At 55.5% G+C, this 24,814-nt stretch carries 22 protein-coding genes and 3 pseudogenes; 9 read left to right on the plus strand and 16 right to left on the minus strand.

Annotation, left to right across the window (positions count from 1 at the left end; translation table 11 throughout):
• Position 1: 1 nt before the first annotated feature.
• The 5 genes from JCM17844_RS07010 to JCM17844_RS07030 all read left to right on the plus strand — a co-directional run bounded on the left by JCM17844_RS07010 (position 2) and on the right by JCM17844_RS07030 (position 3,802).
• The gene (locus JCM17844_RS07010) at positions 2 to 475 is read left to right on the plus strand and encodes a hypothetical protein (protein WP_150000296.1); all 474 of its coding nucleotides are present in this window, start codon (positions 2 to 4) and stop codon (positions 473 to 475) included.
• A 19-nt stretch (positions 476 to 494) separates the two neighbouring features.
• Positions 495 to 704, plus strand: coding sequence for a hypothetical protein (locus JCM17844_RS07015; protein ID WP_150000297.1), 210 nt, complete (start codon positions 495 to 497; stop codon positions 702 to 704).
• Positions 701 to 922 carry a hypothetical protein gene (locus JCM17844_RS07020; protein WP_150000298.1) on the plus strand — a complete coding sequence of 74 codons (222 nt, stop codon included), beginning with the start codon at positions 701 to 703 and terminating at the stop codon, positions 920 to 922. Before JCM17844_RS07015 ends, JCM17844_RS07020 begins: the two co-directional genes overlap by 4 nt.
• Complete coding sequence (locus JCM17844_RS07025) at positions 922 to 2,253, plus strand: methyl-accepting chemotaxis protein (protein ID WP_150000299.1); 1,332 nt, start codon at positions 922 to 924, stop codon at positions 2,251 to 2,253. Before JCM17844_RS07020 ends, JCM17844_RS07025 begins: the two co-directional genes overlap by 1 nt.
• Positions 2,254 to 2,506: 253 nt before the next feature.
• The gene (locus JCM17844_RS07030) at positions 2,507 to 3,802 is read left to right on the plus strand and encodes a DEAD/DEAH box helicase (protein ID WP_150000300.1); all 1,296 of its coding nucleotides are present in this window, start codon (positions 2,507 to 2,509) and stop codon (positions 3,800 to 3,802) included.
• Positions 3,803 to 3,924: 122 nt separating this feature from the next.
• Here JCM17844_RS07030 and JCM17844_RS15920 read toward each other — a convergent pair.
• The 8 genes and pseudogenes from JCM17844_RS15920 to JCM17844_RS07070 form a co-directional block, all read right to left on the minus strand.
• A pseudogene (locus JCM17844_RS15920) lies at positions 3,925 to 5,193 on the minus strand (MBL fold metallo-hydrolase); the annotation flags it as partial.
• Between the two features lie 125 nt (positions 5,194 to 5,318).
• A complete protein-coding gene (locus JCM17844_RS07040) occupies positions 5,319 to 6,146 on the minus strand; it encodes a pirin family protein (RefSeq protein WP_150000301.1) in 828 nt (275 codons plus the stop codon).
• 150 nt (positions 6,147 to 6,296) lie between these two features.
• Positions 6,297 to 7,139 (minus strand): CheR family methyltransferase, encoded by an 843-nt coding sequence (locus tag JCM17844_RS07045; RefSeq protein WP_150000302.1) that lies wholly within the window; start codon positions 7,137 to 7,139, stop codon positions 6,297 to 6,299.
• On the minus strand, positions 7,136 to 8,317 hold the full coding sequence (locus JCM17844_RS07050) for a protein-glutamate methylesterase/protein-glutamine glutaminase (protein ID WP_150000447.1): 1,182 nt from the start codon (positions 8,315 to 8,317) through the stop codon (positions 7,136 to 7,138). Before JCM17844_RS07050 ends, JCM17844_RS07045 begins: the two co-directional genes overlap by 4 nt.
• A gap of 88 nt (positions 8,318 to 8,405) precedes the next feature.
• On the minus strand, positions 8,406 to 8,771 hold the full coding sequence (locus tag JCM17844_RS07055; protein ID WP_150000303.1) for a response regulator: 366 nt from the start codon (positions 8,769 to 8,771) through the stop codon (positions 8,406 to 8,408).
• Positions 8,772 to 8,805: 34 nt separating this feature from the next.
• Positions 8,806 to 9,258 (minus strand): chemotaxis protein CheW, encoded by a 453-nt coding sequence (locus tag JCM17844_RS07060; RefSeq protein WP_150000304.1) that lies wholly within the window; start codon positions 9,256 to 9,258, stop codon positions 8,806 to 8,808.
• A 29-nt stretch (positions 9,259 to 9,287) separates the two neighbouring features.
• Positions 9,288 to 12,368: a chemotaxis protein CheW gene (locus tag JCM17844_RS07065; RefSeq protein WP_210431556.1), complete on the minus strand. Its 3,081-nt coding sequence runs from the start codon at positions 12,366 to 12,368 to the stop codon at positions 9,288 to 9,290.
• A gap of 242 nt (positions 12,369 to 12,610) precedes the next feature.
• A complete protein-coding gene (locus tag JCM17844_RS07070; RefSeq protein WP_210431557.1) occupies positions 12,611 to 13,240 on the minus strand; it encodes a histidine phosphotransferase family protein in 630 nt (209 codons plus the stop codon).
• Positions 13,241 to 13,375: 135 nt separating this feature from the next.
• On the opposite strand from JCM17844_RS07070, the gene cysQ reads away from it, so the two are divergent.
• Complete coding sequence (gene cysQ / locus JCM17844_RS07075) at positions 13,376 to 14,173, plus strand: 3'(2'),5'-bisphosphate nucleotidase CysQ (RefSeq protein WP_150000306.1); 798 nt, start codon at positions 13,376 to 13,378, stop codon at positions 14,171 to 14,173.
• Between the two features lie 3 nt (positions 14,174 to 14,176).
• Here the strand turns inward: cysQ and JCM17844_RS07080 are convergent.
• Positions 14,177 to 15,540, minus strand: a pseudogene (locus JCM17844_RS07080) (dihydroorotase).
• A gap of 146 nt (positions 15,541 to 15,686) precedes the next feature.
• Between JCM17844_RS07080 and JCM17844_RS07085 the strand changes: the two are divergent.
• From JCM17844_RS07085 to JCM17844_RS07095, 3 genes are all read left to right on the plus strand, one after another.
• Positions 15,687 to 16,193, plus strand: a complete 507-nt coding sequence (locus tag JCM17844_RS07085; protein WP_150000307.1) for a YgfZ/GcvT domain-containing protein — start codon at positions 15,687 to 15,689, stop codon at positions 16,191 to 16,193.
• Positions 16,166 to 16,558 carry a CAF17-like 4Fe-4S cluster assembly/insertion protein YgfZ gene (gene ygfZ, locus JCM17844_RS07090; RefSeq protein WP_150000308.1) on the plus strand — a complete coding sequence of 131 codons (393 nt, stop codon included), beginning with the start codon at positions 16,166 to 16,168 and terminating at the stop codon, positions 16,556 to 16,558. The genes JCM17844_RS07085 and ygfZ overlap by 28 nt, the downstream gene beginning before the upstream one ends.
• Positions 16,559 to 16,817: 259 nt before the next feature.
• Positions 16,818 to 17,132: a DUF4282 domain-containing protein gene (locus JCM17844_RS07095; RefSeq protein WP_150000309.1), complete on the plus strand. Its 315-nt coding sequence runs from the start codon at positions 16,818 to 16,820 to the stop codon at positions 17,130 to 17,132.
• Here the strand turns inward: JCM17844_RS07095 and JCM17844_RS16490 are convergent.
• The 7 genes and pseudogenes from JCM17844_RS16490 to JCM17844_RS07125 all read right to left on the minus strand — a co-directional run bounded on the left by JCM17844_RS16490 (position 17,123) and on the right by JCM17844_RS07125 (position 24,772).
• On the minus strand, positions 17,123 to 17,572 hold the full coding sequence (locus tag JCM17844_RS16490) for a P-loop NTPase family protein (RefSeq protein ID WP_210431560.1): 450 nt from the start codon (positions 17,570 to 17,572) through the stop codon (positions 17,123 to 17,125). The two genes, JCM17844_RS07095 and JCM17844_RS16490, sit on opposite strands and share 10 nt — an antisense overlap.
• A 10-nt stretch (positions 17,573 to 17,582) precedes the next feature.
• The gene (locus JCM17844_RS16495; protein WP_210431561.1) at positions 17,583 to 18,101 is read right to left on the minus strand and encodes an ATP/GTP-binding protein; all 519 of its coding nucleotides are present in this window, start codon (positions 18,099 to 18,101) and stop codon (positions 17,583 to 17,585) included.
• A gap of 3 nt (positions 18,102 to 18,104) precedes the next feature.
• Positions 18,105 to 20,769, minus strand: a pseudogene (gene ppdK, locus JCM17844_RS07105) (pyruvate, phosphate dikinase).
• A gap of 148 nt (positions 20,770 to 20,917) precedes the next feature.
• Complete coding sequence (gene pstB, locus JCM17844_RS07110) at positions 20,918 to 21,742, minus strand: phosphate ABC transporter ATP-binding protein PstB (protein ID WP_150000310.1); 825 nt, start codon at positions 21,740 to 21,742, stop codon at positions 20,918 to 20,920.
• Positions 21,743 to 21,792: 50 nt separating this feature from the next.
• Positions 21,793 to 22,695 (minus strand): phosphate ABC transporter permease PstA, encoded by a 903-nt coding sequence (gene pstA / locus JCM17844_RS07115; protein ID WP_210431562.1) that lies wholly within the window; start codon positions 22,693 to 22,695, stop codon positions 21,793 to 21,795.
• A gap of 41 nt (positions 22,696 to 22,736) precedes the next feature.
• Positions 22,737 to 23,615 carry a phosphate ABC transporter permease subunit PstC gene (gene pstC, locus JCM17844_RS07120; protein WP_371864750.1) on the minus strand — a complete coding sequence of 293 codons (879 nt, stop codon included), beginning with the start codon at positions 23,613 to 23,615 and terminating at the stop codon, positions 22,737 to 22,739.
• A gap of 158 nt (positions 23,616 to 23,773) precedes the next feature.
• Positions 23,774 to 24,772, minus strand: a complete 999-nt coding sequence (locus tag JCM17844_RS07125; protein ID WP_150000313.1) for a PstS family phosphate ABC transporter substrate-binding protein — start codon at positions 24,770 to 24,772, stop codon at positions 23,774 to 23,776.
• Positions 24,773 to 24,814 lie beyond the last annotated feature (42 nt).

Consider the following 24,814-nt stretch of genomic DNA (forward strand, 5'->3'; position numbering starts at 1 on the left):
TATGAAACGACTTTCTTCTCAAATCCTTCGCTCTTTGAGCCTTGTTGCCGCATTGGGCCTTGGTGGCACCATGGCAACAAAGGGATGGGCGGCCGATTATGTGGTGTTGATCAATAAGGCCAACCCCACGGAATTGAGCGGTGATGCAGCGGTGGACACCATTCGCCAGCTTTATCTGAAAGAGCTGTCGAACTGGCCCAACGGGCTGCATGCGGACCCCTTCGCCCGCGAAGGGGGATCGCCTGCGCAAACGGCCTTTATAAACAACGTTCTGAAAATGAGCCCGACGGCGGTGACCGACCATTGGACCCGTGTCAAGCAAACCAAAGGGGAAACACCGCCCCGGGAAGTGGGCTCGGAACGCATCCTGTTTCGCCTGATCGGCAAATTCGAAGGGGGCTTTGCCGTCGTTAGCGCGGAAGAAGCGGCCTCGGCACCTGATACTGTAAAAGTTTTGCTGACCTTCAGCGACTAATCCGATTTGGAGATTTGAGATGTTCACCAAACTATCTCGTGCTTTTTTCTCCCTTTCCATCAAAGGGAAGACCCTTCTCCTTGTCGGTGTCTTGGCAGCATTGTCCACAGGCGGCTTGTTGGTGGTGCAATTCCAAATTGCATCAAGCCGCACAGCCATTACCGAACAAATGTCCTATCTGGATATTCTGGATCGCACAAACCGCGTGCATCAGCCTTCAGCGACATGAAATACTGGTTCGCAGATCTGGCCAATAGCTTATCCAGTGAAGCGGAAGAAAATGCCAGCACCAGTCTGGCAGCCTTCCGCGAGGGGGTGCAAACGCTCGATGCTTTGAAAGGCGACGACAGAGACACCCTGATCGCCAATGCCATGCAGATCGAAAAGCTCTCTCTTGATGCTTTGATGGAATATATGACGGAAGAACGTGCGGCCGGTGATGCTTGATGGCACAGGCCCGCACGCTGATTTCGGAAAATGACCAAATCATCCGCGATGTGCTGGAAAGCAGCCGGGCCTTTGCTGCCGAAGCCGCTTTGAAGGTTGATGCGGATAGCCGTCTGGCATCTGTTCTGAGCTTGATCACCTTGGCGGTGGTTTTGTCCTGCGCCGGGCTGATTTTGGTTACCACCTTGAAAGCGATCGTTACGCCCATCCGGAACATCACCACAGCGATGATGGCCTTGGCCCAGGGCAATAACGACAGTGACGTTCCTTATCGGAACAATCCCGGCGAACTGGGCGATATGGCCCGCACCGTGATGATTTTCAAAGAAAATGCCATCAAGATCGAGCAGATGAACACCGAGCGTGAAGCCCAACGCGAAGCCCGCGAAGCCGAACGTCGGCGGGCAGAAGCGGAACGCCGGGCCGCAGAAGAACGCCAACAAGCCGAGTTGGCCCAACAGGCAGAACAGCAACGCCAAATGGCCGAAGCGGTGATCGATCTGTTGCAAGGCCGGGTGTTCTCCTCTTTGGATCAGGTTGTGGCCTCTGCCCATGAATTGGAAGATGCCTCCACCACCATGAACAATGCGGTCACCACGTCGCAAAACACGGCTTCCGATGTGTCCAGCTCTTCGGAAACCGCCTCGTCCCACGCCCAAAGCGTTGCATCGGCTGCAGCGCAAATGGCGGCCTCGGTTCAGGAAATCGCCTCCCAGATCGCTGCGGCAACCCGTGTCACCAGCGAAGCCGTGGCCCAACAAGGCCGCGTCAAACAGACCGCTGTGCGGATGGTGGATCTGGTTGGCGAAGTGACCCGCGTTGTGGGTCTGATCGACGAAATTGCCGATATGACCAATCTTTTGGCGCTCAATGCCACCATTGAAGCGGCCCGTGCCGGCGAAGCAGGGCGCGGCTTCTCCGTTGTGGCGGCAGAAGTGCGGACTTTGGCCGGTGAAACGCAAAAAGCCACGGAAAGCATCTCCCGCCAGATTGACGAGATCCATTCCGCCAGCCGGGAAACCGCCTCTGCGGTGGATGAAATCGGATCCTCTATCGGGCGGATCGACGAAGTGTCTACGGCCGTGGCCGCCGCCATCGAAGAGCAACAAGCCTCTACCGATGAAATCAGCCGCTCCATTGCGGAAGCCGCCGACAGTACATCGGGCATTTCCGAAATGATCGTCAGTGTGGTGCGCGAAATCCAGCAATCGGGCAGCAGTGCCTCGCATGTATCGGAACTGTCGCAAGCGCTTATTTCTATTGCTTCGGGCTTGCGCGGCGAAGTGGAAAGCTATCTCAATACGCTGAATAGCAATAAAAGCGCGGCCTAAGCGCACCCACGCGCTCGTCTTTTTAAAAGGACAATCGGAGCCTCGACTGTCATGAGCATTGACATTCGGGGCTCCGCCCTGCATATAGGGGTCGTATTTCTCGCGATCACGCGAACCGTCGCCTTTGTTTTGCGACCATTCATCCCGAGATTTTTTCATAATAATTTCCATAGCCCGGATGCGTGTGGGCTACGGCAGAGCGCCGTACGTCCGCCATTGATGGCGGGGCGTTTGGTGTAGAAAGTATATCTACGTGACGAACACGACTTTTTTCGACCTTGGCATTGCCAAAGGTATCGCGACCAATCTTGAAAAACTTAACATCACCTCCCCCACTCCCATTCAGGCCCAGGCCATTCCTCCGCTTCTGGAGCGGCGCGATGTTTTGGGAATTGCCCAGACAGGCACCGGCAAAACCGCCGCCTTTTCCCTGCCTCTTGTGCATTTACTGACCGAAGAGCCCGCCGCCTTGAAACCGGGCCGCACACGGGCGCTCGTTCTGGCCCCGACCCGCGAGTTGGCCCAGCAGATTTCCGAAGCCATTCGGCAATTCTCCAAAGGCCGTCGGATTTCCCAAGCCGTAGTGGTGGGCGGTGTCCCCATTGGCCGTCAGGTGCGCGATGTATCGCGCGGGCTGGATATTTTGATTGCAACGCCGGGCCGCTTGCTTGACCTGATCAATCAAAAGCATGTGCGCCTTGATGTGTGCAACTTCCTTGTTCTGGATGAAGCGGACCGCATGCTGGATATGGGCTTCATCAACGACATTCGCAAAATTGTCGCCCTCTTGCCCAAGCAACGGCAATCCTTGCTGTTTTCCGCCACCATGCCCACCACCATCCAGCGCTTTGCCGATGAAATCCTGAAAAACCCGGCGCGCGTGGAAGTGACCCCGGAAACGGTGACGGTGGACCGCATCGATCAGCAGGTCCATCATGTGGCGCAGAAAGAAAAGCGCTCCTATCTCACCAAGATGCTGGCAGATCCGGACATGCAACGGGTGATCGTCTTTAGCCGCACCAAACATGGTGCCGACAGAATCGCTACACAGCTTGAACGCGCTGGCATTTCCGCTGAATCCATTCATGGCAATAAATCCCAAGGCGCACGCCAACGGGCTTTATCCAGCTTCCGCAATGGTCGCGCCCGTATTCTGGTGGCCACCGATATTGCCGCCCGCGGCATTGATGTGGACAACATCACCCATGTGGTAAATTTCGATCTGCCCCATGAACCGGAAAGCTATGTGCATCGTATTGGGCGCACGGCCCGCGCCGGAACCCAAGGCATTGCCATCAGTTTTTGCGATGCGTCGGAATATCCCTTGCTCAAGGATATCGAGCATCTGACCAAACGTCCGCTGACACTGGCCGGTGGCACGCCTCCCGCTTTGGCGGATATCCCGCGCAAAGCCAAATCAGCCCGTGGTGGTGGCGGCCGCAAGAAAACCGGTTGGCGCCCCAATACCGGCCCTTCGCAAAACCGTGCGAAACCCGGCGGTTCAGCCAATCGGCGCAGTGCACCGCGCAGAACCGCCTCGGCCCGCTGAACGCCTTTTAAAACATCCGGTGGCCTTGCCGTTTTAGCGCAGGGCCACCGTTTCCCGATAATCGGAACATGGGTTTTCCAACCCAGCGTTTCTTCAATCCGGTGACGCAAGGCATCCGCCGCCGCCGGCTCTCCATGGGTGATGAACGTACATTGCGGCGGCGCTTTGAAATGCCCAAGCCATGCCATCAATTCATCGACATCCGCATGGGCCGATAACATGGACAAAACATCCACTTCAGCTTTAACCGGAATATAAGACCCGTGAATCTTGATGCTTCGCGCGCCGGAGATCAAGGAATCCCCCCGGGTTCCCCCGGCCTGAAAGCCCGTGAACAAAACGCTGTTCCGTGGATCGGGCAAATAATGCTTCAAATGGTGCAAGACCCGCCCACCCGTTGCCATGCCACTGGCAGACAAAATGACCTTGGGCATGCTATCCTTGTTTAAAGATTTCGACTCCTCCGCTTCCCGCACATAATGGGCTTTGGAAAAAATGCGTTGGCAATCTTGGGCCGACAATGTGTGATCCCCGATATGGCGACAGAACAGCTCTGTGGCATTGATGGCCATGGGGCTATCAAGATAAATGGGCAAATCGGGAATACGCTTTTGTTTCTTGAGCCGCGCCAGATAAAAAAGCAATGTCTGCGCCCGCCCCACAGCGAATGACGGCACCAGAACCGTTCCGCCGCGGGCCGCAGTGCGTGCGATCACATCGGCCAAGCTCTGTTCCGCATCACCGCCATCATGCAAGCGATCGCCATAGGTGGATTCCACCAACACATAATCCGCACGGCTTATAGGGGTGGGAGGAAGCATGGTCGGGCTTTCCTGCCGCCCCAAATCTCCGGAAAATACCAAAACACGACCGGCTATGGTCAGTTCGACAATGGCGGCGCCCAAAATATGCCCCGCAGGATAAAACACCACGGATATATCGTCTTCCACCGATTGCGGCATATGAAAAGCGATCGGATGCAAATGATCGAGCGCCTTTCTCGCATCCATCTGGGTATATAAAGGCTTGACGGATTTGTGTTTTGAATAGCCATGACGGGCAGCAAATTCCGCATCTTTTTCCTGCAAGAACCCGCTATCCGGAAGCAATATCTTGCACAGATCGCATGTTCCCGGCGTTGCATAAACCCGCCCCTTGAAGCCGTTTTTGACCAGCAAGGGCAAATAGCCGGAATGATCGATATGGGCATGGGTCAGGATCACCAGATCAATGCTTTTGGGCGACACTGGCAAACGGGCCCAGTTACGCAAGCGCAATTGTTTATAGCCTTGGAACAACCCGCAATCGATCAGGATGCGCTTGCCACCGGCCTCCAAAAGATATTTGGACCCGGTAACCGTACCAACCGCCCCAAGAAATGTCAGTTTCATAAGCCCCCCCCCTGCTTCAGATCATCGCCAACCCCGAATCTACAGATAAAGAGAGTGGTTGTACGATTGTTTTTCCAAAGCGCGAGGCTGCAAACCCATAATGGCCGCCATTATGGGTTTACGCCCTAGAACCGGCCTGCCTGATAATCCTGCACAGCCTGCACCAATTCAGCGCGGCTGTTCATCACAAAGGGGCCATGCCGTGCGATGGGTTCATGCCAAGGCTGCGCGGCCAAAAGCAGGGCTTGCGTTCCGGCCTCTGCCTCAAGATGCACCCCGTCGCCCACGCTTAGAACCGCAAGATCGCCCTTGGGCACCCTATCGCCCGCCACCAGCAGGCTGCCTTCACAAACAATGCACAAGGCGCTGTGATCATGGGGCAAAGCTATCTCCAATGCGCCTTTCGCCTCCCAGGATATATCCAGATACAAAGGTTTGGCGACAATGCCCGTAACCGCACCGACAATGCCATTGAATTGCCCGGCAATCACCTGCGCCTTTATGCCCGGCACCGGCTCTGTCACCGGAATGTCGTCGCTTTTGATATCCTGATAGCGCGGCGCGCACATTTTATCCTTGGCGGGTAGATTGACCCAAATCTGAAAGCCGCGCATCAGGCCATTTTCCTGTTGCGGCATTTCCGAATGGATAATGCCCCGCCCGGCTGTCATCCATTGCACATCGCCCGGCCCCAAATCGCCAGAGCGGCCCTGATTGTCTTGATGCTGCATATGGCCCGCCAGCATATAGGTAACGGTTTCAATGCCGCGATGGGGGTGTGAGGGGAAGCCCTTGATATAATCGGCCCCGTCTTCCGACCCGAATTCATCCACCAGCAAAAACGGATCCACATGATCCAGATCCGGCGTACCGATCAGGCGTTTGATGCGCACCCCTGCGCCATCGCTCACAGGTCTTGGGCGAATATGTTTGAAAACGGTGCGGTAAGCCATGTTTCAATCTCCGGCCGGGGCTTCATTTACAGCAAGAGATAATATAATCGGTTCAATCAGGGCTTAGGAGAGCCAATATCCGCACAAACAATTTCCCACAGGGAAACAATAAGCCGCAAAGTACGGCCTGTTCCGCTTGAAGCAACGGCCTCAACTGGCCGGTGCCATCAGATTCTGGTCGGCATCAGATGGCAGATACATGCCGCGCTGCCCCCGTACCGGACGGAATTTATCGGTAATCCCCAAAACCGTTTCCGCAGCGCCAAGGAACAAGGCCCCGTCATCGGGCAGGATTTTCCGCATCCGTTCCAGCACATTGGATTTGGTGGACTGATCGAAATAAATCAGCACATTCCGGCAATAGATCACATCGAATTTCCCAAGGGGCGCGAAATTGTCCAGAAGATTGAATTCGCGGAAGGTGACCATTTTGCGAATATCTTCCGACAAGCGCCACACATCCCCTTCCTGCTTGAAATGCTTCATCAAAAGCTGGATCGGCAGCCCTCTTTGCACCTCGAATTGGGAATAGATGCCCTCTTTGGCTTTTTGCAGAACCGGACGCGCGATATCGGTGCCGATAATCTCGAATTTCCAATCGCGCCATTGTGCCTCTTGCTGCTTCAACACAAAGGCAAGGGAATAAGGCTCCTGGCCCGTTGAACAAGCAGCACACCAGATCCGCACCTTTTTTGTTGCCGCACGGCGCTGGCGCAACATGGGAAGCACCTGATCACGAAACAGATCAAACGGCGTGCGATCCCGAAAAAAGAAGGACTCATTGGTGGTCATCGCTTCGGTCACATCGCGCATGAGCTGTTCGGATGCAGATTTTCGCAGCTCTGCGATCAAACCATCAAGGCTTTCCATGCCTGAACGACGCGCCAAAGGCGTCAAACGGGATTCCAGCAGATACACCTTGTCCGGGTTTAAGGTCAGGCCGGACCGCCGCCGCAACAAACTACTCAGGAAATCGAAATCTTGCGGTTTCATAGGCCGCCTCCGAGGCTTTTGACGATGACCCCCGCCATGTCCGATAGCGGCACCACTGCGCTGCACAATCCTGCCGTTGCCACGGCTCCCGGCATTCCCCATACGACACTCGATGCCTCATCTTGTGCGACCAGCGTGGCACCAGACCCAACGAGATCACGCGCTCCGCGCAAGCCGTCATGCCCCATACCTGTCAGAACCACCGCCAATGCCCGTGCCCCATATATACCGGCCACGCTGCGGAACATGGGGTCCACTGCCGGCCGACAGAAATTCTCTTGCGGGTTTTGATCAAGCGCCAGAACCGTCCGCGCTCCCTCACGCCGCACTGTCATATGATAATCGCCCGGCGCCACATAAATATGTCCCGGCAATAAAGGTTCGCCATCTTGCGCCTCCGAGGATGGAAGGCTCGATGCCCGCCCTAAATGATCCGCCAGAATGGATGTGAAGGTGGCGGGCATATGCTGCACCACCAAAATCGGGGTGTGCTTGACCGAATCCTTGATGCCGCCGATCAGCTTGATCAAGGCCTGCGGACCACCGGTAGACGACCCGATCACCAGAATATCGGGTTTGGATTTGGAAGGTGGCCGCAAAACGATTTGCCGCTCCCCATTCGGGGCAGCCATCCGCACGGGCTTTGGGGCGGCCTCCTCGCTGCGCCGTGCAACCACCGTATAATTGGCTCGCGCCCGCGGTGCAGGTGCTTTCGTCGCCCCTTCCCGCAAAGACGGAACACCGCCGGGAACTTTGCCGCCGGGCATATCCTCGCGCCGCGTCCGCCGCCGTGCCGCCGCATAAACCTTTACTTTTTCCACCAGTTCCTGACGGAAATCGATATTGGCATTCACCGCCCGTGTGGTTTCCGGCTTGGGCACATAATCGGCGGCCCCCATCTGCAAGGCACGCAGGGACACTTCCGCATTCTTGCGGGTCAGCGTGGAAGCCATCACCACTTTCACTTGTGGGTCGGCTTCCAGAATTTTGGGCAAGGCCGTCATGCCGTCCATCACCGGCATTTCAATATCAAGGACGACCACTTCCGGTTTCGCCGTTTCCAAAGAGCGCAGCGCCATCAAACCGTTCGATGCGGTTGCAACCACTTTAATCGTGCCGTCTTCTTCCAGATACCGCGTTAAAAAACCGCGGATAACGGCACTGTCGTCCACCACCATAACACGAAAGGGCGCAGCCGTTTCACCGGCTTTCGAAGAACGAACAGAACTATTCAACGATACTGACACAGGCAGACATCCGGCTGGCTCACATCAATCCGACTTGAGCAAATTTGGCTTCGATAATTTCACGATCGAAAGGCTTCATGATGTATTCATCAGCCCCGGCTTCCATCGCTAGGCGAATATGGTTCATATCGTTTTCAGTGGTGCAAAACACAATCACAGGCTGACGAAGATCCGACCGCCCCCGAATTTGCTTCAGGAATTCCAAGCCATCCATGACCGGCATATTCCAATCCAGCAAAACCACATCGGGCGACATCCGTTCGCAGGCCCCCAAAGCATCCTTGCCATCCACGGCCTCTTCAATGGAAAAATCCAGTTCTTCAAGAATACGCCGTGCGACTCGACGAATGACTTTCGAGTCATCAACCACGAGGCAGGATTTCATAGACCAGCTCCGTTTCCATAAAATGCCGACATAATCATGCCGCCACCGCGCCTTCTGCGCTGCCCAAAACCCTTTCAACGTCAAGGATTGCGAGCAATTCCCCATCAAGACGATAAATTCCCCGGCTGACCTCTCTCCACCGCTGGTCCATGGTTACCGGGTTTTTTTCCATCGTTTCATTTTCCAGATTCAGCACATCACCGACTCTGTCGATCTGCAAGCTATATGGCTCGCCGTGGAATTCCACAACAATGCTCATATCCTTACCACCATTGGCACGCGGCCCAAAGCCCATGCGTTCCCGCATATTGATGGCCGTGACGATACGTCCGCGCAGGTTCAAAACACCGGCCACCCAGCCCGGAGCCAAAGGAATGCTCGTAATCTTTTGCGCGCTCAACACATCCTGAACAGCCAATACGGGAATCCCCAAAAGCTGGCCTTCAAGGCGCATCGTGACAAATTCATGCCCAAGGGAAGAAGCCATTCTCAGTCCTCCTTGTAATCTAATTGAATTCAAGCCGCATCGTCATGCAGCTTGATCTGCTGAGACAGGCTTTCCAAAAGCGCCTTACGGTCGAATTTCGCAATATAATCGTTGAAGCCCGCCGCTCGCCCGCGCTCCAGATGTTTGGGGCTTGAGAAGCTGGACAAGGCAACCAACGGGGTATCGGCCCAACGGCCATCCTTTTTCAAAATATGCGCCAGTTCAAACCCGTCCATGCCCGGCATATCGATATCGGAAATGATCAGATCGAATGTTTCGCCCTCTTCCCGCAAATCCAGAGCCGCTTGCGCATGATCCACACAAACGAGGCTATAGCCCGCCACCTTCAGCAAGGGCTTCAGCATATTTCTAAAGAAGGCGCTGTCGTCGATCAGCAAGACACGGGTGCCGCGCGTGGGGGCCACATCGGTATTCTGATCCCGCGATTTCAGCCAATCATCAAAAGCTTGCGCCAAATAATAGGCCACATCGATCACTTCTGTGGCCTTTTCGCCAATGATCGCCGATCCGATCATGCCCGGCTTGCCCGAAACGATTTTGATTTCCGCATGGTCTTCCACGATGTCGAGGATCTCGTCCACCGCCAGACCCATGGTATAATCGCCATCGGTAAAGACCAGAACCGCCTGACGGCCTTCCGTGCGAAGCCCGGTCAAACCATCGGCCAAAATGATCGGCATCAAGGCCCCGCGATATTGCACCACATGGCGGCCATCGGACATTTCGATCTTGTCCACTTCGATGTCTTCCAAGCGCGCCACCAGCGGCAAAGGAACAGCCTTGCGGCTATTTTCGCCAGCCCGGAACAACAGCAAGGATTCCGATTCGTCGTTGATGGTCAGATTTTCCACCATCGTTTTTTCTTCGACCGCATTGTTTTCGCCAGCCACACTGGAGCTGGCGTTTTCGGCAATACCATTGGGATCCAGGATCATGATCACAGAGCCATCGCCCAGAATGGTATTCCCTGAATAGATCGACAGATCCTTCAAGATGGGCGCAACAGGCTTCACCACGATTTCTTCGGTATCAAACACCTGATCGACAACGATCCCGAAGGTGAAAGCGCCAACCTGAGAGACAATGATGAAATCATCGGACGCGGCGTCTTCGCCTTTCCCTTCCGATGAATCGAAGCCGAGGATTTTGTTGAGATAGACCAGTGGCAACAGCCGGTTACGCAAGCGCAGAACCGGCGTATCCTTGATCCGCTCGATCTTGTGGTCGCTGCCATCCGCGGCCCGCACAAGCTCCAGAACGCTGATTTGCGGAATGGCAAAACGCTCGCTGGAGGCTTCAACAATCAGGGCCGACACAATGGCCAAAGTCAACGGGATCTTGATCTGGAACGTGGTTCCTTTGCCCTCTACCGAGGTCATATCAATGGTGCCGCCAATTTTTTCGATATTGGTTCGCACCACATCCATGCCAACGCCACGCCCCGACACACTGGTAACAGCCGCAGCGGTGGAAAAGCCCGCATGGAACACGAATTTCTGGATCTGCGCTTCGGACATATCGTCCAGCTCGGCTTCCGTCGCCAGCCCTTTTTCCAACGCTTTCTTGCGAATTTTGTCGGCGGCAATGCCACGGCCATCATCACGAATTTCGATGATAATATGCCCGCCTTCATGGAATGCATTGAGAATAATGGTGCCATGATCCGGCTTGCCCATCGCCACGCGCTCGGCAGGGGTTTCGATGCCATGATCGGCGGAATTGCGCACCATATGGGTAAGCGGATCCTTGATCAGTTCCAGCACTTGCCGGTCAAGCTCGGTTTCCGCACCGCGCATATCCAGCTCGATCTTTTTGTCCAGTTCAACCGCCAGATCGCGCACGATACGCGGCAGCTTTGCCCAGGCATTGCCAATGGGCTGCATGCGGGTTTTCATCACCCCTTCTTGCAATTCGGTGGTGGTTTGCGACAGACGCTGAATGGGGACGGTAAATTCGTTGTCTTCCTTTTCGCGCACCATCTGCAAAAGCTGATTGCGGGTCAGCACCAGTTCGCTGACCATATTCATCAGATCTTCCAAAAGATCCACCGACACACGAATAGATTGGGACGTGCGTTTTTCCACAGAACCACTACGGGCCGCATCTTCATTCGCGGCCCCTGCACCGGCCTTGGTCTCTTTTTGGGGCGGCGCATTCTTACGCGACCCTTCAAGGGCGGCATCGCGGATCAATTCCAGACACATGGCTGCATCGTCGCGCACATCATCGGCCAGCCGCACTTCTTCAAAAACGGCCTTGGCCTCTGCAGCGAACAGATCAAATTCTTCATGCCCGAAGCCCGGCACCGATATGATCGAAGCCATCACATTGTTGGCCGCGCTTTCATCGTCTTTGAACAAAGAGGTCAAAAGACCGGAAAATTTCGCTTGGCGCAAATTGTCATCGATGCCGTCGAAAAAGCTGCCCAGCTTTGCATGGCGGGGTAAGCGCTTGGCCAAAAGATGCGCCATAACGGCAATGGTATCATCGCCCCCTGCCCGTTCATAAAGACGACCGCCAGCGCTTTCATTGCCCGCAGAAACCGCCTGCCCGTCATCATTGGCCGCCACATCATCATCGGGGCCGGGTGCCTCCATGAAGGCGCGTTCCAATTCATCCAGCGCCACTTCGCCCGGTTTCAAGGCCCGACCAAGGGTTGGCACGACTTCCAGATCCGGTTCGGGTGCCGGCTTTGCCGCTGCTTCCGGCTCTCCCCCTTCGGCAATTTGATCCAGCTTGCCAATCAGCGGCCCATCATCGCCTTCCGGTTCTTGCTCTGTGGCTTCAAGCCCGCTGAGGATTTCCTTGATCCGGTCCAGACTTTCCAAAACCACCGTCACCGCAGACGGGGTAACGCTCAGCTCGCCATCGCGGAACTTCCCAAGAACATTTTCCGATGCATGGGCAACAGATTCAAGCCGTGGCAACCCCAGGAAACCGCAGGTCCCCTTGATGGTGTGCACAAGACGGAAGATATTATCCAAGACCTCCTTGTTATTTGGATCCTGCTCCAATTTCACCAATTCCACATCAACAACATCAATGCTTTCTGCGGTTTCGGTCAGGAACTCATTAAGAAGATCATCCATACGGCATATCCTTGCGACGAGAAGACGAGCGATCTTTGATGCTCCCCCAACCATGACGGTGAAAGGAGCGATTTTCAGCGCTCTTCAAAATCGCCGCAAACAATTAAAAAGCTGTAAAATATTAGACATAAACCGGATAAAAATCACGAATCCGTGAAAACACGACGTCTGACACATCAAGCCGGAGCACCTGCTTTGCGCCTTGCTTGGTTTTACAAAAAAACAGCCTTGAAATTTGTCTCTTAGGTGAGAAAAGCGCGAAAAATGATCTTTTCCGATGTGGGCATCTCAACATCCAATTTTGTAGAAAGCTCTTTTGCCACAATTCCCGCCAAATAGGCCGGTGCCGTGCGTGGCTCCAACGCGTCTTCATCAAGACGCCCTTCCAAGGCGGCACGACAGGCATCGGAAAATATGAGACGTGGGCCAGACGCGGTAATTTCCAGCAACTGTCCGTTTTCATGCGGCGAACTTTCCACCCGGACCGCCCCGCCGCGAATAAGCCCTTCCCCGGCCAGAAGGGCCAAATTGAGAAGAAGCTTCAACGCATTTTTCGGCATAGTCTGAAGGCCGAGATTCCATTCCAATGTGATTTTGGAATCCTGCAAAAAGGCATTCAACGCCTTTTCCCCTTCTTTGGGGTCCACAGTCTGGCCAAATCCGCCGCCTGCACCAAAGGCAAGGCGGAAAAATTGCAGTCGGTTGGCCGTTTGGCGGGCGCTCTGATCCAAAAGCGATAGCACCTGATCACGCATCGTATCATCATGCTCGTCGGCTAAAATCTCGAGACCATTGGACAAAGCCCCCACAGGGCTGACAAGATCATGGCACAAACGTGAACATAACAATGCCGCAAAACTGACCGACGACATTCTACTCTCCTCCGAAAAAACTGGCACGCATCGCGTAAAATTATCTGGTTGTTGCATCTTGGAACAAGATTCTACAACACTCCATCCACTTTCATAGCCAATTTCAATCATTCGACAGCCTTCAAGGACTTTGCCATGCAAAAAACAGCCCTGACAAATCCCCTCATTGATGTGTGCATCAAAGCCGGGCATGAAATCATGGCCGTGGCCCGTGCCGGGATCACCGTACGCACCAAAGACGATAAATCTCCGGTAACCTTGGCGGATGAACGCGCCGAACGGGTGATTCTGGCTGTGCTTAAAGAGCTGACACCCGATGTGATGATCGTCGCCGAAGAACAAGCCGCAGCTGGGGGGCTTCCCGATCAGGTGGATGGCCCCTTCTGGCTGGTGGACCCGCTGGATGGCACCAAAGAATTTTTGAAGGGCGGGCAGGATTTCACGGTCAATATCGCCCTGATTGAAAATGGCGCCCCCACCTTTGGCATCGTTTATTGCCCGGCCAATGGACGGCTGTTTGTGGGCGAGCAAGACAAAGGCGCATGGCAGGCGGTCATATCCGGCGATGACCGGATCACCGAAAAACGCGCCATCAGCACCCGCCCCTGCCCTTCGCAACCGAAAATCGTCGCCAGCAAGTCCCACCGCAATGCCGAAACCGATGCCTATCTGGCCAAATATCCCGATGCGGAGCTGGTTTCCATCGGCAGTTCCTTGAAATTCTGTCTGGTGGCCACCGGAGAAGCGGATATTTATCCGCGCCTTGGCCCCACCATGGAATGGGATACCGCCGCGGGCCATGCCGTGCTTTTGGCGGCAGGTGGCCGTATGGTTGATGAACAAGGTGCCGATTTCGGCTATTACAAGCCCGGCTTCAAAAACGGTTTCTTCCTGGCCTGGGGCGATAAAAACACCCGGCCCGAAGCCCTATAGGCTTCAAGCCCGTTTCATAAGCGCTTCATCATCTTGCGGGCGGATCGTTTCCTGAAAGCGGACAGGACGACCGCCCGCTGTCCCCACAAGCTCGTCTTCACGCATCACGATCCGGCCACGCACAATGGTGGCCTTGGGCTTGCCGGTCATCTGCATGCCGGTGAAAGGGCTCCACCCGCACCGAGCGGCGAGCCAGGTTTCTTCCACCGTCCAGCTTTTCTTGAGATCCACCAGCGTGAAATCTCCGTCAAAACCGACTGCCAAGCGGCCTTTATCGCGCAGATTGAACAACCGGTTGGCCCCGTGGCTGGTCAGATCCACCAGCCGCTCCAAACTTAACCGGCCTTGCGCCGCATGGGTCAGAAGCAAGGGCAAAAGCGTTTGCACGCCAGGCATGCCCGATGGTGATGCCGGATAGGCTTTGGCCTTTTCTTCCCGCGTATGAGGCGCGTGGTCCGAGCCGATCACATCCACCCGACCATCGGCCACAGCCGCCCATAAAGCATCGCGGTGCCGTGCCTCACGAATGGGCGGGTTCATCTGGGCATAGGTCCCAAGCTGCTTATAACAGTCTTCCCCTGCCAAAGTGAGATGCTGGGGCGTGGCTTCGATGCTGGCGATGTCCTTGTTTTCAGCAAGAAACGCCATTTCTTCTGCCGTGGTCACATGCAGCACATGGATGCGCCGCCCGGCCCGGCGCGCCAAGCCCACAATACGCTTTGTCGCCAAGAGTGCCGTTTGCACATCGCGCCAATCCGGATGGCTGGAAGGATCACCGGCCCGACACACGGATTTCCGCACATTCAGCCGCTCTTCATCTTCTGCATGGATGGCCACCCGCCGGCACCCCGATTGCAGGACCCGCAACAAAGCCGCATCGTCGCTGACCAGAAGATCGCCGGTGGACGAGCCCATGAACACCTTGACGCCGCAGCAGCCTTCTTCTTGTTCCAAAGCGGCCAGTGCCGCTGCATTGTCGCCGGTTGCCCCAACATAAAAGGCGAAATCGCAAAACATGCGGTCACGGGCGCGCGATACCTTATCCGCCAAGGCCTCTGCCGTAGAGGTGGACGGCTTGGTATTGGGCATTTCAAACACTGCCGTCACCCCGCCCATCACGCGGCGATGCTGCCACTTTCCAGATCTTCTTTATGTTCATTGCCCGGTTCACGGAAATGCACCTGAGTATCGATCACACCGGGCAGAAGATGAAGCCCGGTTGCATCCATATCCTGCGCGGCCAAAGTGCCCTTCAGGTCACCAATGGCGACGATACGGCCATCGCGCACCGCCACATCCGCCTTCCCGATCCCGTTATGCGATACAAGCGTTGCATTGCGGATACATAAATCGACGGTCTGGCTCATGGGCTGTCCCCTTAATCTCCGACGCGGTTGTCCTTGGGTCTAGCCTGATCGCCCTTTTGCCTCAAGCAAGGATATTTTCGCCCCTTCACATCGCCCCGACGAAGGCTTAACTGTGAGCCGCAACTAAAAACCCCAAGGAAGCCCCTATGCCCACGCCCATTGCCGCTTGTAAATTGCACAATCGCGCTGTTTTGAGCATCACAGGCCCCGATAGCCGGGATTTTCTGCAAGGCATTTTAACCAATACGATCATTGCCGCAGGGCCGGATCGCGCCCTTTATGCAGCTCTTTTAACGCCGCAAGGCAAAATGCTGTTCGATTTTTTCATCACAGCCCATGAAGAGGCCCTGTTGTTCGATTGTGAATCGAGCCGCAAAACCAACCTGATCAGGCGGTTGATGATGTACCGGCTGCGGGCAAAAGCCGAAATCACCGACCGGTCCGACGATTTTTCCCTATGGGCCATCCCCCGCACAGAGCACAACGATCCCGTTTTTGGCGATTTGGCAAAGGCAGGCGCTGCGAAAGCCTTTGAAGGCGGGGTTGTTTATTGCGATCCGCGCGATCAGGAAATGGGCTGGCGCGCCATTCTTCCCCAAAAGGCAACGATCTTCACCGATCAAGCATGGAGCCATATGAAAGCCTGCGCCTGAGCCGGGGCATGACCGATGGCAGCCGCGACTTTGTACCGGAAAAAACACTGGCCTTGGAAGCCAATCTGGATGTGTTCAATGGCGTTGATTTTTCCAAAGGCTGTTATGTGGGGCAAGAACTGACGGCCCGCACCAAACACCGCGGCAAGGTGCGCAAACGCCTTGTGCCCATCGAAGTGGATGGCACGGCACCACAAAGCGGCACGGCCATCGAACAGGATGGCAAAACCGTGGGAGAAATCCGGTCCAGCCATAAAAATGCAGCCATTGCCCTCTTGCGCATGGAGGCGCTTGAAGGCCCCGCATTGATGGCCGATGGCAAGGCGGTAACGGTGCGGCACCCATCATGGCTGGACGGGCTTTGAAACACCGCTTAAACTTCGCTCTATAATTGGCATCTGTTTTGGGGAGGCATCATGACAAACAAAAAAGCCCGCAAAGACGCCATGCGAAAAGGCGATAAACGGCTGCTTATCATGGCAGCCATTGCTGTGCTGGTAATCTTGAGCATTTATGTGCTGATGGATTGACCGGCCTCAAAAAGAACACCCTTCATTATACGTAAAATTGACGTTCAAATAAAAATATGATCCACTTCGCCTTTATGGGGAAAAGAGGTGGGTCATGTCTCATGATATCGATCTGAAAACATTTCTGTCTTTCGATCAGATGATCGCGCCAACGGTTATCAAGGTGGTTTACTGGATCGGGCTGGCGTTCATCAGCCTTGGCTCCCTGATCACCTTCCTTACCAGCTTTGTGGTCATGGGCCACAATGTGGGCGCCGGCTTTGGACAAATGCTGTTAAGCGTGATCGGCTTTGTTCTTGGGGTGCTCTTTTGGCGCATTATCATGGAAATCTATATTGTATTCTTCAGCATCCATGATCGGCTGTCGGAAATCCGCGACCGCTTGCCACCGCCTGTGAATCAGCCATAAGGCCAGCCCCTAATCTGGGGAAGAAGGCGTTTCACGGCTTTGAAACTGCACCGAAGCCCGCAATTGATAAAGCTTTGGAACGGCGTTTCGCTGTCCAGATGCCGGAGCGATTTTTCCGAAAGAGCAGCCAGACCATCGCGCCCAATATGCAAAAGCAAATTGGTACGGCCCCAGCTTTTCATTTGATCGCGGCGATTAAGATCACGCAGCCCTTGCGTCTTTAGCCAATGTTCATGGGCATCAAGCGCGGCGATCAAGGGGCCAATACCCAGACGCGGATCAAGGGTCGAGACTTGCAACACCCTTGCATCCCAATCGCCGGGATGCAGCCGCAAGGATAAAGCCCCTTCCAGATCCGCCACCGCCTTGGCCGCCATGTCCCCCAAATCCGCCTTGGTAACCACAAACATATCCGGCACCTCCATAATGCCGGATTTCATGAATTGCAGGCTATCCCCCGAACCGCTGAACGCAGAACACCACGCTATCCGCCACGCCGGATATATCGGTTTCCGATTGCCCGACCCCCACCGTTTCCACCAGCACCCGATCAAACAAGGCGCGCATCAGGATAATGGCAGGAAACGCACTTTCCGATAATCCGCCCAACTGCCCACCGGCAGCCATGGACCGGATGAAAAGATTTTGATCTTCGGGGTCTGCGGCCATGCGCATCCGGTCGCCCAACAGCGATCCACCACCAATTTTCGACGATGGATCAACCGCGACAACCCCCACGCTTTCGCCCATAGAACGCCAATGGCGCACAAGGGCTGCGGCCAAGGTGGATTTTCCAACACCGGGTGGGCCGGTCAGCCCGATGACATGGCCCTTCGGCGCATGATAGGCCGCATCCAAAAGCGATAAGGTGGCACGGGCATCCGGGGCCCTTTCCAAATCGGAAAGCGCCTGCGCCAAGGCCACCTTACCCCCCCGGCGCACGGCATCAAGAGACGCCGCCCCGGCCATGGATCAGCGCCCTGCCTTCAAGGCCGCCTGCGCTGCCGCCAAACGGGCGATGGGCACGCGGAACGGCGAACAGGATACATAGTCCAGTCCTGCACTTTGGCAAAAAGTGATGGAATCGGGATCGCCACCATGTTCACCGCAAATGCCCAATTTCAGGTCCGGCGTGGTTTCACGCCCGCGCTCGGCCCCGATCCGCACCAATTCGCCAACGCCTTTTTGGTCGATGGATACAAACGGATCGCGGGTGATGATCCCATGCTCCACATAAAGCGGCAGGAATCCGCCCGCATCATCGCGGCTGATGCCAAAGGTGGTCTGGGTCAGATCATTGGTGCCAAAGCTGAAGAAATCTGCCTTGCGGGCAATTTCATTGGCGGTCAGGGCCGCACGCGGCAATTCGATCATGCTTCCCACCAAATATGTGAGGCGCTGGCCTTTTTCTTCAAACACGGTTTCCGCAACGGCTTCGATACGCTCGCGCAGGAAAGCCAGTTCGGATTCCGTGGCCACCAGCGGCACCATGATTTCCGGTGTAATGGTGCTCCGAATTCCTCGCCCACGGCCAGTGCCGCCTCGAAAATCGCCCGCGCCTGCATTTCATAGATTTCCGGATAGGCAATGCCCAAACGGCAACCGCGATGGCCCAGCATCGGATTGGCTTCCGTCAGATCCAGCGCGCGGCGACGCAGATGCTCCGCATTCACATGCATGGCCATGGCCACTTCGGAAAATTCTTTTTCCTCTCGCGGCAAGAATTCATGCAAGGGCGGGTCCAGCAAGCGGATGGTGACCGGCAGGCCGCGCATGATGCGGAAAATCTCGCTGAAATCCTGCCGCTGATAGGGCAGCAATTTATCCAGCGCCCGGCGACGACCCTCTTCATCCTCGGCCAGAATCATCTGGCGCACGGCAATGATGCGGTCCCCTTCAAAGAACATATGCTCGGTCCGGCACAGGCCAATGCCTTCCGCACCGAAATTACGCGCCGTTTCCGTATCATGGGGGGTGTCCGCATTGGTGCGCACCGCCATGGTGCGATAGCGGTCGGCCCATTCCATCAGAGACGCGAAATCGCCGGTCAGTTCCGCCTTCAAGGTGGGCACATGCCCGGCCATCACCTCGCCTGTACCACCATCGATGGTAATGGTATCGCCGCGATAAATGGTGCGTCCACCCACGGTCATTTCACCGGCTTTCACATCGATCCGCAAAGAACCGGCACCCGAAACGCAGGGACGCCCCATGCCACGCGCCACCACGGCCGCATGACTGGTCATCCCCCCGCGTGAGGTCAGAATACCGCGCGCGGCGTGCATGCCATGAATATCTTCCGGGCTGGTTTCCACGCGCACCAAAATCACCGCCTCGCCTTCTTTGGCGCGGGCTTCCGCTTCATCGGCGGTGAAAGCCACCGTGCCCGATGCCGCCCCCGGGGACGCCGGCAAGCCAATGGCAATCACATCGCGCTGGGCATTAGGGTCCAAGGTGGGGTGCAACAATTGATCGAGGGCCGCCGGATCAACGCGCATCACCGCTTCTTCTTCGGTAATCAGCCCTTCCGCCACCATATCCACGGCGATTTTCAAAGCGGCATTGGCCGTGCGTTTGCCCGACCGGGTTTGCAGCATCCACAATTTGCCGTTCTGGACGGTAAATTCGATGTCCTGCATATCCCGATAATGGGTTTCCAGCGTTTGAAACACGCCCTTCAATTGCGCAAACACCTCTGGCATGGCCTCTTCCATAGAGGGTTTGGCGCTATTGCCGTTTTTCCGGGCTTCGCGGGTCAGATATTGCGGGGTACGGATACCCGCCACCACATCTTCGCCCTGCGCATTGATCAGGAATTCGCCATAAATCATCTGCTCGCCGGTGGAAGGATTGCGGGTAAAAGCAACACCCGTGGCCGATGTTTCCCCCATATTGCCAAACACCATGGCCTGCACATTCACCGCGGTGCCCCAATCTTCGGGGATATTGTGCAAACGGCGATATACTTTGGCGCGGTCGATTTTCCACGACCCGAATACAGCGGAAATGGCGCCCCAAAGCTGCTCTTGCGGGTCTTGCGGGAAGGGCCTGCCCAGATGGGTTTTCACTTCCTGTTTGTAAATCTCTACCAGATCGCGCCAATCATCCGCATCCAGATCGGTATCCAGATCCACGCCTTTATCGAGCTTCAGATTTTCAAGGGCTTCTTCGAACAGGTGATGCGCCACCCCCAGCACCACATCGCCATACATCTGGATGAAGCGGCGATAGCTATCCCACGCAAAGCGCGGATCGCCAGAGCGATTGGCCAAGCCCTCCACCGTTTTATCATTAAGGCCCAGATTGAGCACCGTATCCATCATGCCGGGCATAGACACCCGGGCACCGGACCGGACCGACACCAGCAAAGGATTTTCCGCATCGCCAAAGCGTGCGCCAACGCTGTTTTCAATCAGGGAAAGAGCCGTTGAAATCTGTTCGTCAAGCGTATCGGGATACGCCCGCCATGGTCATAATACCAACCACACATCTCGGTGGTGATGGTAAATCCCGGCGGTACCGGCAACCCTATGGATGACATTTCGGCCAGATTGGCCCCCTTGCCCCCCAGAAGATTTTTCATATCGCGCGTGCCTTCAGCCGCGCCATCCCCGAATGAATAAACCCATTGTGTCATGGCAATCGCGTTCCCGTTCTGCACCGAAACTTCCCCCTGCATTTGTCACAGGGCTGAGACTTCCATAGCGCGTTCAAGGCGCTCTGTCCCCACCTTCGACAAAGAAAATTGCCGCAATGCAGAAATTGTCGGGAAAAAACGCGATTTCCTAGCCAAATCGACCGGTGACATAGGCCCGGGTCTGTTCTTTTTGTGGTTTCACAAAAATACGGCTGGCCAGATCGAATTCCACCATTTCGCCCAGATGCATATAGCCCACATGATCGGAAATCCGGGCTGCCTGCTGCATATTATGGGTAACGATCAAAATGGTGATATTATCCGCCAGTTTTTCGATCAGATCTTCCACCTTGGCGGTGGCGATGGGATCAAGCGCCGATGTGGGCTCATCCAAAAGCAACAATTCAGGTTCAGGAGCCAGGGCGCGGGCGATGCACAAACGCTGTTGCTGCCCACCCGACAAGCCATAGGCGCTTTCCCCCAAGCGGTCTTTCACTTCCGTCCACAAGGCCGCGCCGGTAAGAGCAGCCTCCACCTTGTCATCCAGCACAGACCGCTTGTTGATGCCGCGAATACGCAAGCCGGCAGCAACATTTTCGTAAATGGACTTGGGGAAAGGATTGGGCTTTTGGAACACCATCCCCACCCGCAGGCGAATCAGCATGGGATCGGTTTTCGGGCCAACGATATTATCGCCTTCCGGATACAGATTGATGGCCCCGTCATAGCGGTTGTTGCGATACAGATCGTGCATCCGGTTAAAGCAGCGCAAGAGCGTGCTTTTGCCACAGCCCGACGCCCCAATCAGGGCGGTGACCTTTTTGTCATGCACCGGCAGATTGATGCCTTTCAACGCCTGAAAATCGCCGTACCAGAAATTCAGATTCTGCACATCGGCGCGCAAGGCGTTTCCTGTTTCGGCCTGCGCATCACCACGGCCTTCCACAAGCTGGCTCAGATTCAAATCGTTCATGCTGCCTCTCTGGCTTTCGGACATTGTGGGGCTCTTGGGATCTACGGTCATCACAGCACCTTACGCAAGCGATAGCGGATATAAATGGCGACGGAATTCATCAACAACGTCATGCTCAGCAGCACAAGACCCGCCGCCGCCGCATTCACATGGAACGATGCCTGAGGCCGGGAAATCCAGTTGAACATCTGAATGGGCAACAAGGAGAACGGGCTTTCCAGCCAATCGAAATTGATGAACGGGATCGTGTCTTGCACCGGCGAAGGGGGCAAGAAGGCGATGAAGGTCAAGGCCCCGATTGTGATCACCGGCGCCGTTTCCCCGATGGCACGCGACAGGCCCACAATGGCCCCTGTCAGGATGGCCGGACGGGCGCTTGGCAAAATATGGCGCGACACCGTTTGCCACTGATCCGCACCCAAAGCATAAGAGCCTTCCCGCATGGATTGGGGCAGGCTGCGAATCCCTTCACGGGTGGCCACAATCACGATGGGCAGAATAAGCAAGGCCAATACCATGCCTGCCACCAGAATGGTTTGCCCCATATTCAGACCATAGACAAACAGCCCCAGCGCCAAAAGCCCATAGATGATCGAGGGCACCCCGGCCAAATTGGTGACATTGATTTCGATGACATCCGTCACCCAGTTTTTGGGCGCATATTCTTCCAGATACACACCGGCGGCCACACCGAGGGGAATGGCCAGGGCGGCGGTCACGATCATCACCAAACTGGTGCCCACCCATGCTGATAAGATACCGGCCCGGGCGGCCCTGCGGGATGGGAAATTCGTCATAAAATCCCAGCTAAGACGGGGGATCCCTTGGGATGCCAGATCAAAAATCAGCGCCAACAGCGTCAGCATGGCAATCAACAGCAGAACCAGACCAGCGGCCACAAAGGTCGCATCCGTCCGTTTGTTGCCCTGTACAATCTGCGAATAGCTTTTCATGGCCATTATCCTCTGGCGATCTCTTGGTGAACCCGCATGGATCAGTAAACCTCACGGAAGCGGCGACGAAGCCAGAAACCGGCGATATTGAACAGCAAGGTGATCAGGAACAAGGTCAGCCCAACGGCAAAAATGGTCTGATAGCCGATGGAACCATGGGGCAAATCCCCCAAACTTACCTGCACGATATAAGCGGTCATGGTGGCGGCCCCTTCGGTGGGATCAAGGGTGAAATTCGGGTTCTGCCCGGCCGCAATGGCCACCACCATGGTTTCCCCAACGGCCCGCGACATGCCCAGAATATAAGCCGCCGTAATCCCGGAAAGTGCCCCGGGGATTACCACCCTTATGGCCGTATGAAAACGGGAAAATCCCAAGGCATAAGCCCCTTCCCGCAAGGTATCGGGCACGGCACGCATGGCATCTTCGCTCACCGACACCACATAGGGCAGGATCATCACCCCCATCACCAGCCCCGGCGCCAGCATATTGAAGCCGTTCAGTCCCGGCATGAATGTTTGCAGCATGGGGGTTACGAACAGCAGCGCGAAATACCCGTAAATCACCGTGGGGACACCACCCAGAAGCTCCAGAACCGGCTTCAGACCTTCACGCAATTTCGGGGGGGCATATTCACTTAGATATACCGCCAGAACGGTTCCCGCAGGCACCGCCACCAACAATGCGATGCCCGAAACGATCAGGGTCGCCGACAGCAAGGGCAAAATACCGTAATGGGCATCGGTGAACAAAGGCGTCCATTGGGTATCGGTCAGAAAATCCCAGAGAGATACGACTTCAAAAAAGCTCAGAGATTCGGAGATCAGGATATAAACGATCGCCGCACTTACGAACACCGACACACTGGCGGAAAGAAACAGAATGAACCGCGCCAGCAAATCCTTGACGCGGCGGCGCATCAAAAAGCCGGGGTCGATGCGCACGCCCCCCGCATCCAGCGCTCCGTTTGTCGCCACAGTTTGATCAGCCATTGAAAAGATCCTGCCCCCACTCATACCAAACAGATAAAGGGCGAGGCTCGGCGCCTCCACCCTTCACACTCTCATTGCAGACTGTCTTAGCGAGATCGTTCGCTTTGAAGCAAGTCTTCGATGGAAATACCGATTTGCGATCCATTCTTGAAAACTGTTCCGGTAACACGATCATCAAAGGCTTTTCGCGCCAGATCATAGGCTTCGGCGGGCAACGGAACATAGCCAACTTCAGACACAAGCTCGGCAGCCAGTTCAGGATCAAGGAAATAATCCACGAAGTTTTGCACCACTTCGCGGTTATCCGCAGCTGCCTTGCTCACATAGACAAAAAGCGGGCGGGACAACGGCTGATAGGTGGAATTTTTCGCCGTCTCGATAGACGGCAGAACCGGATCGGCATCTTTATATTTGATGGGAACGGGCTTCAGCTTGTCGGTATTCTCGCTCAGATAAGCGAAGCCGAAAAAACCCAGGCCGCCAAGCGTATTGGCAACGCCCATCACCAGAACATTGTCATCCTCGCTGGCGGTATAATCGCCCCGGCTCGCATGTTCTTTACCGACAATGGCCTGCGTAAAATAATCATAGGTGCCCGAATCGGCCCCGGCGCCGAACAAATCCAAAGATTTATCGGGGAAGCCTTCGCGGATCTGCGACCAATTATTGATTTTCCGCTGTGCGTCGGGTTCCCACATCTTTTTCAGTTCATCCACCGTCAGATAATCCACCCAATCGTTTTTGGGGTTGATCACCACGGCAAGAGCGTCCAGCGCCACCGGCAGTTCCATGAATTCGATACCGTTTTCGCGGCATTGCTCGACTTCAGATGGCCGGATAGGGCGCGAGGCATTGGTTACATCCACTTCTCCGCGGCAAAATTTCTTGAAGCCCCCGCCGCTGCCCGAAACCCCTACCGTCACGCGGTATTTGCCGCGATATTCGATCTGAAATTCTTCGGCCATCGCTTCCGTGATGGGAAAGACCGTGCTGGAGCCGTCCACCTTTACCAGATCCTGGGCCGAAGCGCCCCCGGACATGGTGGCAAGAACAGCCGCACCCAAAGCGATTGCACCATATTTCATAGCCATAATCCTTATATGATCAGGAATCGCTGACAATTTTCC

The organism is Iodidimonas gelatinilytica, from assembly GCF_008579125.1.
Classification (GTDB): Bacteria; Pseudomonadota; Alphaproteobacteria; order Sphingomonadales; family Rhodothalassiaceae; genus Iodidimonas; species Iodidimonas muriae.

Bases quoted from the DNA above. Each gene is read 5' to 3' on its own strand.
- JCM17844_RS07010 (WP_150000296.1), top strand. From the start codon at position 2: ATGAAACGACTTTCTTCTCAAATCCTTCGCTCTTTGAGCCTTGTTGCC.
- JCM17844_RS07015 (WP_150000297.1), top strand. From the start codon at position 495: ATGTTCACCAAACTATCTCGTGCTTTTTTCTCCCTTTCCATCAAAGGG.
- JCM17844_RS07020 (WP_150000298.1), top strand. From the start codon at position 701: ATGAAATACTGGTTCGCAGATCTGGCCAATAGCTTATCCAGTGAAGCG.
- JCM17844_RS07025 (WP_150000299.1), top strand. From the start codon at position 922: ATGGCACAGGCCCGCACGCTGATTTCGGAAAATGACCAAATCATCCGC.
- JCM17844_RS07040 (WP_150000301.1), bottom strand. From the start codon at position 6,146: ATGGCTTACCGCACCGTTTTCAAACATATTCGCCCAAGACCTGTGAGC.
- JCM17844_RS07045 (WP_150000302.1), bottom strand. From the start codon at position 7,139: ATGAAACCGCAAGATTTCGATTTCCTGAGTAGTTTGTTGCGGCGGCGG.
- JCM17844_RS07050 (WP_150000447.1), bottom strand. From the start codon at position 8,317: ATGGTGGTGGACGACAGTGCCGTTATCCGCGGTTTTTTAACGCGGTAT.
- JCM17844_RS07055 (WP_150000303.1), bottom strand. From the start codon at position 8,771: ATGAAATCCTGCCTCGTGGTTGATGACTCGAAAGTCATTCGTCGAGTC.
- JCM17844_RS07060 (WP_150000304.1), bottom strand. From the start codon at position 9,258: ATGGCTTCTTCCCTTGGGCATGAATTTGTCACGATGCGCCTTGAAGGC.
- JCM17844_RS07065 (WP_210431556.1), bottom strand. From the start codon at position 12,368: ATGGATGATCTTCTTAATGAGTTCCTGACCGAAACCGCAGAAAGCATT.
- JCM17844_RS07070 (WP_210431557.1), bottom strand. From the start codon at position 13,240: ATGTCGTCGGTCAGTTTTGCGGCATTGTTATGTTCACGTTTGTGCCAT.
- cysQ (WP_150000306.1), top strand. From the start codon at position 13,376: ATGCAAAAAACAGCCCTGACAAATCCCCTCATTGATGTGTGCATCAAA.
- JCM17844_RS07085 (WP_150000307.1), top strand. From the start codon at position 15,687: ATGCCCACGCCCATTGCCGCTTGTAAATTGCACAATCGCGCTGTTTTG.
- ygfZ (WP_150000308.1), top strand. From the start codon at position 16,166: ATGGAGCCATATGAAAGCCTGCGCCTGAGCCGGGGCATGACCGATGGC.
- JCM17844_RS07095 (WP_150000309.1), top strand. From the start codon at position 16,818: ATGTCTCATGATATCGATCTGAAAACATTTCTGTCTTTCGATCAGATG.
- JCM17844_RS16490 (WP_210431560.1), bottom strand. From the start codon at position 17,572: ATGAAATCCGGCATTATGGAGGTGCCGGATATGTTTGTGGTTACCAAG.
- JCM17844_RS16495 (WP_210431561.1), bottom strand. From the start codon at position 18,101: ATGGCCGGGGCGGCGTCTCTTGATGCCGTGCGCCGGGGGGGTAAGGTG.
- pstB (WP_150000310.1), bottom strand. From the start codon at position 21,742: ATGAACGATTTGAATCTGAGCCAGCTTGTGGAAGGCCGTGGTGATGCG.
- pstA (WP_210431562.1), bottom strand. From the start codon at position 22,695: ATGAAAAGCTATTCGCAGATTGTACAGGGCAACAAACGGACGGATGCG.
- pstC (WP_371864750.1), bottom strand. From the start codon at position 23,615: ATGCGCCGCCGCGTCAAGGATTTGCTGGCGCGGTTCATTCTGTTTCTT.
- JCM17844_RS07125 (WP_150000313.1), bottom strand. From the start codon at position 24,772: ATGAAATATGGTGCAATCGCTTTGGGTGCGGCTGTTCTTGCCACCATG.